Raw genomic sequence first — 8,047 nt, 5'->3', positions numbered from 1 at the left:
CCCGTAACTGCTGGGGGGGAATGTCCCCCTCCGTATACGAACGGAAAAACGAGACCAGTTCGCTGATGGCGGCGTCAACAGCGAGGGCAGAACCGGCCCGGCTCTGGTCGTGACGGGGATCGCCATGGCCGTCAGCGACGGCAAACGCAATGCAGGGTTGTGCCCCGGCCGAACCGCTCCAGAGCGCATAGGAATCCTCACAGGGCCTGCCTGCCCGTAGATGCGCAGCCCCGGTCCTGCTGCACCCGAATGCCCAGCCAAGGCCGGTGTCGCAGGTACAGGAGAACTCATTCGGTGTTGGCATGATCCTTTCAGAACAGATCGGTATTGGACGTGATCATTTGCGGTGGGGATTCAAGGGAAACATTCGATGTCTCGTCCACGGTCGGCGTCCCCCTGCTCCGGCCACGGGATGACGCAACAGATGCACTAATGGAGGCCCATTTGATGTACGCAACCAGTTCCTCGGGGGAATGTGCCTTAAGGAGGCCGACAGATTCCTGGTTTACGAATTTGAGCAGTTCAGGGGCATTGTAATCCAATTCATCACCGATAGCAATGGCCAGCCGGACTGCCTTGATACCCCAGGGGATCTTCCCGAGCTCGGCGATAGCCGCGTCATATTCCTCGCGGGGATCGGTGCAGAACCCATCTGAAATAAGGATACAGACCGGTGGGAGTCCCCGGCGGGGCATGCGTTCTATGGAAAGTTCCCTGGCAAGGAGACGGAGCGCTTTTGCCGTTGCGGTAAGGCCGCTTGTCTCCAGTTCAGGCCAGACAAATCCGTCAAGGGGTACCGGATCGGGACCGACATGCCAGGACGCATCATCAGAAAATTTTATGGCCCGCATCCGGATATCAACCTGCGGGTATGCGGCGACCGCTTTCTGGATCTCGGGAAGTGCCTCGCGGATGGCCTGGTTGAGCGTGGCGATCTTCTTTCCCCGCATTGAGTCGGAACAGTCGGCAAGCCAGAAGAAGTGCAGTTGTTTGCGCGTCACCTGACCGTCAGGGATCGGTATAGTATCTGCGATAAAAATGCCCCCTTTCGCACTAATTACACAATCTGACCGGTAACAATATAAGACCACCGGTCACCCGGCGTTCCAGGGAACCAGACAATGAAAATCCGCACATTGTGTGTGCGAAAATAAAAAAAAATGAATTCCTCTTACGAGGTCGGTGTAGTGGTGCTGCTGCCGGCCGGGATAGCGCTCTTGATCATTGTCTTGACCGGTTCCGGCAGGTTCATCCCGTCAAGAACTGATGGGAGAATGCTCATGATAACCTGCTGGCCCTGCGAGGTTGCAGCGAAATTCTTGAGTAATGACATCCCGTCAGGTGTTGCCAGGAAATTCTTTATTGCGGTCTGTCCTTCAGGTGTTGCAATGAAACCGGCAGCCGAGGCGCCGATTCCTCCCAGATTTCCAAAGTCCATATTATTTCACTCCGTGTAATGTTTTCTATACAGATGCGTGATATTTGTTCTTAAACATGTGGGAGGAGGTTTTCCGGTGCATACAGAAATTGATGATCGGACCGGATTTTGTGCAGGTCCAGGCGCCATTCCACTGCACGGACGAACTCCGGGAACGACCCCTCGCGTAAAAGCGATGGAAGAATAACCGGCCGGGACCGGAAATATTCTATGCATGAGTCCGGACAGAGAAGCAGGTACCTGCCATGCATATCCCCGCCAGATTGTCCCTGCACAAGGGGGTCCTCTTCATTAAGACCGGGATTACTAAAAAAAGTATGTCAGGGAAATATCCCGTACATTATAGCTTCTTGAGTGCCTGCACAAGTTTCCCGACGGTTTCCTGCGCATCGCCGTAGAGCATCCGAGTGTTGTCCCGGTAGAACAGATCGTTTTCAATTCCGGCAAAGCCCTTTCCCTGCCCGCGTTTGAGGACAATCACATTCTTCGCCTGTTCGACATCGAGGATAGGCATGCCAAAGAGTGGGCTGCCCTGCCGGTGTGATGCCGGGTTGACAGTGTCGTTTGCCCCGATGACAAGGACAACGTCCGTAGCCGGGAACTCCGGGTTGATTTCGTCACGGTCGAAGAGGTGGTCGTAGCCGACCCCGGCCTCGGCAAGGAGGACGTTCATGTGCCCGGGCATCCGCCCGGCAACCGGGTGGATCGCGAATTTCACCGGTATGTTCTTGCTTTCGAGCAGGTCGGTCAGTTCCTTGACCTTCTGCTGGGCCTGGGCAACCGCCATACCGTAGCCGGGCGCAATGATCACTTTGTCTGCGTAGGCAAGCATGACCGCGACATCGTCTGCCTCAATCGCCTTCATGCTGCCTTTGATCTCGACACCTGTTTCCTCGGTCGCGCCGAACGCACCGAAAAAGACGTTCGTGATCGACCGGTTCATTGCCCGGGCCATGTTGAGCGTCAGGAGCGAACCCGCGGCGCCGACAATGATACCCGCAACGACCATGGCATAGTTGGGGGTCGCAAACGAGAAACCGTCGAGTGCAACGGCAAGGCCGGTGAACGCGTTATACATAGAGATGACGACCGGCATGTCGGCCCCGCCGATCGGGAGCGTCATGAGGAGCCCGAAGCCAAGCGAGAGGACAAAGAACAGCGGGAGATACAGTGTGACAGCGAGCGGAACCCACGAGGGTTGCATGACGACAAGAATACCCGACACGACAGCGAGGGCGAAGACCGCCATGTTGAGAATCTTCTGGCCCGGGAAGGTGATCGGCCGGGGCCGCATCCAGCCCTGGAGTTTCATAAACGCGATGATACTCCCGGCAAACGATACTGCCCCGATAAGACCGCCGATCACCGCAAGGGAACTGGTGGTGGCAGAGGTAGTAATGCCGAGGAGCTCGACTGCCGAGATCCCGGCCGCCGCACCGCCGCCCATACCGTTGAAGAGTGCAACCATTTGGGGCATGCCGGTCATCGCGACGCGCTTTGCCGCTATGTAGCCAAATCCCCCGCCAATAACGATCCCGATTGCCATCAGGGCAAAATTGGTGAGGTTCGGCGTAAGGAAGGTGACAAGCGTCGCGATAACCATCGCGGCGCCGGCCCAGACAATGCCGCTCCGTGCCGTGAGCGGGTGGCTCATCCGCTGCAGGCCGACAATAAAGAAGAAAATTGTCGCAATGTAGATCGGATCGATCACCCATGAGAGGTCGATCATCCTTAGGCCTCCTTTTTGGGTTTCTTGCCGCTGCGGTCGAACATCTGGAGGATCCGTTCTGTGACCACGTAGCCACCGGTGACATTTGCCGCGCCGAGGACGACTGCGATAAACCCGATGATCTGTTCAAGGGGCGTTGTCGCGAGGCCGAGTGCGACCATCGCACCGACAAGAACGATCCCGTGGATGAAGTTCGAACCGCTCATCAGCGGCGTGTGAAGGATGACAGGGACCCGGCTGATGACGACATAGCCGGTAAAAGCGGCGAGCATCACGATGTAGACCGCAGTCCAGAGGGTAATGGTATCGATCATGGTTTTCCTCCGTTTATGAGTTCACTAGTTGGCTTATGGATCACTGAACCCGCGTGGACAAGGAGGCTCGCGGTCAGGATCTCATCGGCAAACTCGGTAACAAGCGTCCCGTCCTTATCGATGAGGAGAGTAAGGAATGACTGGAGGTTCTTTGCGTACATCTGGCTTGAGTGGAACGGCACCTTGGCCGGGAGGTTTTTTGGCCCGATAATGGTAACACCGTCTGCCTGGATGGTTCTTCCGGCCTGCGTGAGCTCGCAGTTACCGCCGGTCTCTGCGGCCATATCGATGATGACCGCGCCCGGCTTCATGGTGGCGACCGTCGCTTTCGCGACAAGGACCGGCGCCTTCCGGCCGGGGATGGCAGCAGTCGTGATAACGATGTCAGCCCGGGCGACCGCGGCAGAGACCATCTCCTGCTCTTTTACTTTCTCTTCAGCGGTGAGCTCGCGGGCATACCCGCCCTGGCCCTCGGCATTGATCTCAAGTTCGAGGAACTTGGCTCCAAGGCTTCTTACCTGTTCGCCTGCGGCTCGCCTCACATCGTAGGCCTCGACAAGTGCCCCCAGCCGTTTTGCGGTGGCGATCGCCATGAGGCCGGCGATACCGGCCCCAAGGACGAGAACCGTGGAGGGGCGGATGGTACCGGCCGCCGTGGTGAGCATCGGGAGGAACTTCGGGCAGTGTTCCGCGCCCATGATGACTGCGACATACCCGCCGGCAGTTGCCTGCGAGCTAAGCGCGTCCATGCTCTGGGCGCGGGAGATCCGCGGGACAAATTCGAGGGCAAACGCGGTGATCTTCCGGTCGCGCATCTTTTTGATGGCATCGAGGTTGCCCGCCGGGTTCATGAACCCGATAACAATCGTGCCTTCGGCCAGCTGCTCCACCTCGGCAAGAGTCGGAGGCTGGACCGCAAGAACGATCCGGGCACCGGCCAGCAGTGCATCACGGTCGGGGACGATTGTTGCCCCCGCGGCAGCAAACGCTGCATCGGGATAATAGGCCATTGCCCCTGCATCGCGTTCAACCCGGACCTCGCAGCCCGATTTCTTCAGGTTCCGGACTACGTCCGGCACGGTCGCCACCCGCTGTTCCCCGGGTGCGAGCTCCTTTGGGACGGCGATTACGATAGGGGAGGTCATATCTCCCACCGGGTCCGTCCAGTCATATCACAAGAAAACAAGTACTTCACTCCATGGATGATTTGCAATTGTATCCCAAAAATTGAATCTACAACTTCTTTATTTTACGCACCCGGACGGCAACGCCGCGCTTGGAATTTTTCATCTCCGCAGCTGACATCGCGGCCCTGCCGGTCGCCATCGCTTTTGGCCCGACGACAAGGACTTCGTCACCGTCGCGGATCGCGGGATCGGCATCGACCACGCCCGGCACGAGTACATCGCCCTCAGGCAAAAAGTCACTGATTGTCACGCGGTACCCCAGCGGGATAAGTTCCCAGCCCTCAAAGGTCGGCCGCAGCAGTCCGTTCCCGGTATCGATAGAAAAGCGCTGTATGTTGCCTTTGGAATAGAACAGCTCCGGGAAATGGCCCCGGGAGAGCATGCTTTTCGTGTCGATATCGCAGCCGAACTGGTATGAGAGCATCCCGTGGAGCCGGTCATCCTTTACCCGGCGTTCGCTGTCAAGCGCCCGGCTGAGTTGCAAAAGGGCTTCATCGCCGGTCGGGTGCTCACGGCAGGAATATTCAAGCGTGATCCCGCAGGTTTCAGCTGCCATCTCGGCGACTTTGAGCGCTCCTCCTTCGAGATGGGCGATCACCCGGTCGTACTTGTGAAGGGCGAGGTACCGGGCGACGATATCCGAGATGTACGCACATTCTTCCGCATCCCAGTAACCGGTGACCGGGACATCGTAGTGCATCGCGGGATACACGCATTCAAGTTCCCGGGGGACGAGGCCCAGTGGCGAGGTGATGATGAGCTCGTGGGCCCGGCCGGCAACTGCCATCTGGAACCTCTTGTGGCTCTGCGAGAGCGAGTATGGTTTTTTTGCCGAGCAGGGCAGGAGGACAGCAACCGTGGCCTTGGGCGGCTTGTAGCGGCAGAGGAGCCGTTCGGCAAACCTTCGCACCTCGACCCGCTGCATCGATTCGCCGGAATTTGCTCGCATCACGCCGCTTCGTGCGACCGGGGCATATTGTTCCGTCCCGGTATAATCCACGTCAAGGTGGCGCATGATGGCGACATGGTTTGCGTTCATCCGGCACCGGGATTCGACGAGCTCCCGAAGTTTTGACTGCCCGATGAAATACCGGACAAGTGCGACCTCTCCTTCGAGAGCGAGCCGGTTATGCAGTTTCAGGTCGCCGGCCCGGCAGCCTTCGCAACTGCATATGCCGGCTTTCTGTGCATCGGCCGGGAATTCGCCTTCGGGCGTGCAGAACAATCCCTGTGCAGATTTGAGATCTACGGCAATATAATCAAAAAGGCCAAACCCCGAGTAACAGAGAATGTGGACGTTTGACGGAAGCGCAGTGCCCGGGGCATACCAGAGCGTATCGGCCGGCGTCTTTTCCCGGATATTTTTGAGCCACTCTGCATACCGCCGGGGATTTGACACGGCAGTGTGCAAGTTGGCCACCATCACGACATCCCCGCTCTGTGCCGGGTTTTCAAGTGCCGGGTGGATGGCGACCGGCTGGTCCGGGCCACGGGTAATATAGGTTTTTACAAATTCCACGGGTGCAGAAAGCGGGACATTGGTGCCGCCCCGCGCCGTAAGCGAGGGAAAGACCGTTTCCACATCAAGCACCGCGGGAAACGGCACCTGCGGAACCGGGCCGCCTTCGCAGGTAAGGATGCCGGCCCGGGCAAGGCCGTCGCGTTTCCTGATATCGATCCGGATCATTCGATCAGCTCCGCCACGTCACCGAGTTCTTCGGCAAATATGTTTTTCCACTCTGCATGAAGGCCGGTAACCTGGATCCTGGCCCCCTTATGGCTCTCTGCAAGCTGCCGGATGCCCCGGCACCCCTGCCTGACCATCGCTGCATCCCACTCGGGGATCTCGCTCTGGCCGATGGGGAAAGTCTCCTTTAATTCCGGGGGATATGGTCCGAACGGCGGCTTGAAGTAAAGCACATCGTCATATCCCTCGCGGATACCGTTGTCGCACGCGACAAGGACGTTTGCCCCGATGCGCAGCCGGGAGAGCTGCCGCTGGTACCGCAGGACTTCGGTCCGGGCGCAGCTCTCGTCGCCCCGGTAGAAGAACCGGCGTTTGTGGGCCCGGTCAAACTGTTCGAGTTCCGCGTTGTGCTGGAGGAGTCGCCGGTACCCTGACAGGAGCTGCGGGTGGTTCCGGCACCGCTCGTCCACGAGTTCCCAGAGCGTGCCGTCCGTGATCGCCTGCCGGATCCGTGCAATCTCGGCAAGGGTGACGGCGAGGTTGTGGAGCGCGAGGAGCCGGGTCCGATCTTTAGCGGTTCGGAGCTGTTCTGCCGTGTGGCTCCGGCAGACTGCACAGGAGCAGGGAAGATCAGCAAGTTCGTCAATCTTAAAACTCCCGTGCGTGGTGAGGTACCTCCCCTCTTTTGCATAGAGCGCGTAAGCGGCAGAATCAAAAAGGTCACAGCCCATCGCGGCGGCAAGGGCAAACATCACAGGATGGCCGGCGCCAAAGAGGTGGATGCATGAAGACCGGGGGAGCGTGCGTTTTGCCGCAAGGACGACATCCACAAGATCCCGGTACCGGTAAGACTCCATAAGGGGCACGACCGCACCGATCGGGCAGAACGAGAAACCGAGATCCCCGACTTCTTTACCCGCCCGCTCACGGAGGTCAGGGTAGAGACTTCCCTGTACCGGCCCGGCCAAGGGTGCATCGTTCCCGAAGAGTTCTTTTGCCTCGCGGAGCCGTTCCATCGTTATCGCAAGTTCCCGCTCCGCGGTTTCGCGGTCAGCGTCCGGGGAGGTGGGGATATCGAGCGGTACCCAGATGTCGCTTTCGATGTCACGCTGGTAGGTGAGGGTCTCTTGGTTTGTGATCGAAACCTGCCCGTAGACCGAGAGCTGGAACGATCCTGAATCGGTCATGATAACGCCGTCAAAATCGAGCAGCTTGTGGAGCCCTTCCTCTTTGACCCTCTCGCTGTACTGTTTGCTCTGCGAAAAAATGTAGGCGTTTGTTATAAGCGCCTCGACACCCATGCCCTTTAGTTCCTTTGGGGTGACGAGCATCAAGTGGGGATTGATAACCGGGAGCAGTGCCGGTGTCCGGATCATTTTTTTCCCGGCAACTAGTTTACCGGTCCGTCCTGCTATGTCACTGTCCAGGCTCTCGAATGAAATCGCCATGCCGCGGGGGTACTCCTTGTAGCCTTATGATATGCTCCGCTTTTTGTTAAACCGATCCCTTAAAAGAGCCGGTAAAGATCTGGCCTTCAAAGGTAAGGATTTCGATGTTGGGCTGCTGCCAGCAGTGTGTGGGGAGTCCCGCCTTCTGGCAGGTCTGGTCAAGGAATGTTTTTGCATCCCAGTGGTATTCGGTCGCAACCTGCGGGAGCAGGAGGCCGCTTGTGCCATAGCCCCGGGCGATAAG

At 58.3% G+C, this 8,047-nt stretch carries 9 protein-coding genes; all 9 read right to left on the bottom strand.

Going from position 1 to position 8,047, the window contains the following annotated elements; all coding sequences use genetic code 11:
- The coding region (locus WCE46_RS04100; RefSeq protein WP_424732426.1) for a protein phosphatase 2C domain-containing protein at window positions 1-304 on the bottom strand (304 nt) is incomplete at its 3' end.
- A gap of 7 nt (window positions 305-311) precedes the next feature.
- Window positions 312-1,001 carry a vWA domain-containing protein gene (locus tag WCE46_RS04095; protein WP_424732425.1) on the bottom strand — a complete coding sequence of 230 codons (690 nt, stop codon included), beginning with the start codon at window positions 999-1,001 and terminating at the stop codon, window positions 312-314.
- 170 nt (window positions 1,002-1,171) lie between these two features.
- Complete coding sequence (locus WCE46_RS04090) at window positions 1,172-1,438, bottom strand: hypothetical protein (RefSeq protein WP_424732424.1); 267 nt, start codon at window positions 1,436-1,438, stop codon at window positions 1,172-1,174.
- Window positions 1,439-1,778: 340 nt separating this feature from the next.
- Window positions 1,779-3,167, bottom strand: coding sequence for an NAD(P)(+) transhydrogenase (Re/Si-specific) subunit beta (locus tag WCE46_RS04085; protein WP_424732423.1), 1,389 nt, complete (start codon window positions 3,165-3,167; stop codon window positions 1,779-1,781).
- Window positions 3,168-3,169: 2 nt separating this feature from the next.
- Complete coding sequence (locus tag WCE46_RS04080; protein WP_424732422.1) at window positions 3,170-3,481, bottom strand: NAD(P) transhydrogenase subunit alpha; 312 nt, start codon at window positions 3,479-3,481, stop codon at window positions 3,170-3,172.
- Entirely contained in the window at window positions 3,478-4,626 is a 1,149-nt protein-coding gene (locus tag WCE46_RS04075) for a Re/Si-specific NAD(P)(+) transhydrogenase subunit alpha (RefSeq protein WP_424732421.1), read from the bottom strand. The genes WCE46_RS04080 and WCE46_RS04075 overlap by 4 nt, the downstream gene beginning before the upstream one ends.
- An 88-nt stretch (window positions 4,627-4,714) precedes the next feature.
- The gene (arcS, locus tag WCE46_RS04070) at window positions 4,715-6,355 is read right to left on the bottom strand and encodes an archaeosine synthase subunit alpha (RefSeq protein WP_424732420.1); all 1,641 of its coding nucleotides are present in this window, start codon (window positions 6,353-6,355) and stop codon (window positions 4,715-4,717) included.
- Window positions 6,352-7,803, bottom strand: a complete 1,452-nt coding sequence (gene tgtA / locus WCE46_RS04065; RefSeq protein ID WP_424732419.1) for a tRNA guanosine(15) transglycosylase TgtA — start codon at window positions 7,801-7,803, stop codon at window positions 6,352-6,354. Before tgtA ends, arcS begins: the two co-directional genes overlap by 4 nt.
- Window positions 7,804-7,849: 46 nt before the next feature.
- The coding region (locus tag WCE46_RS04060) for an AMMECR1 domain-containing protein (protein ID WP_424732418.1) at window positions 7,850-8,047 on the bottom strand (198 nt) is incomplete at its 5' end.

It is taken from the genome of Methanoregula sp., assembly GCF_049690535.1.
Classification (GTDB): domain Archaea; phylum Halobacteriota; class Methanomicrobia; order Methanomicrobiales; family Methanospirillaceae; genus Methanoregula.
This window is presented reverse-complemented; position numbering and strand designations above follow the sequence as displayed.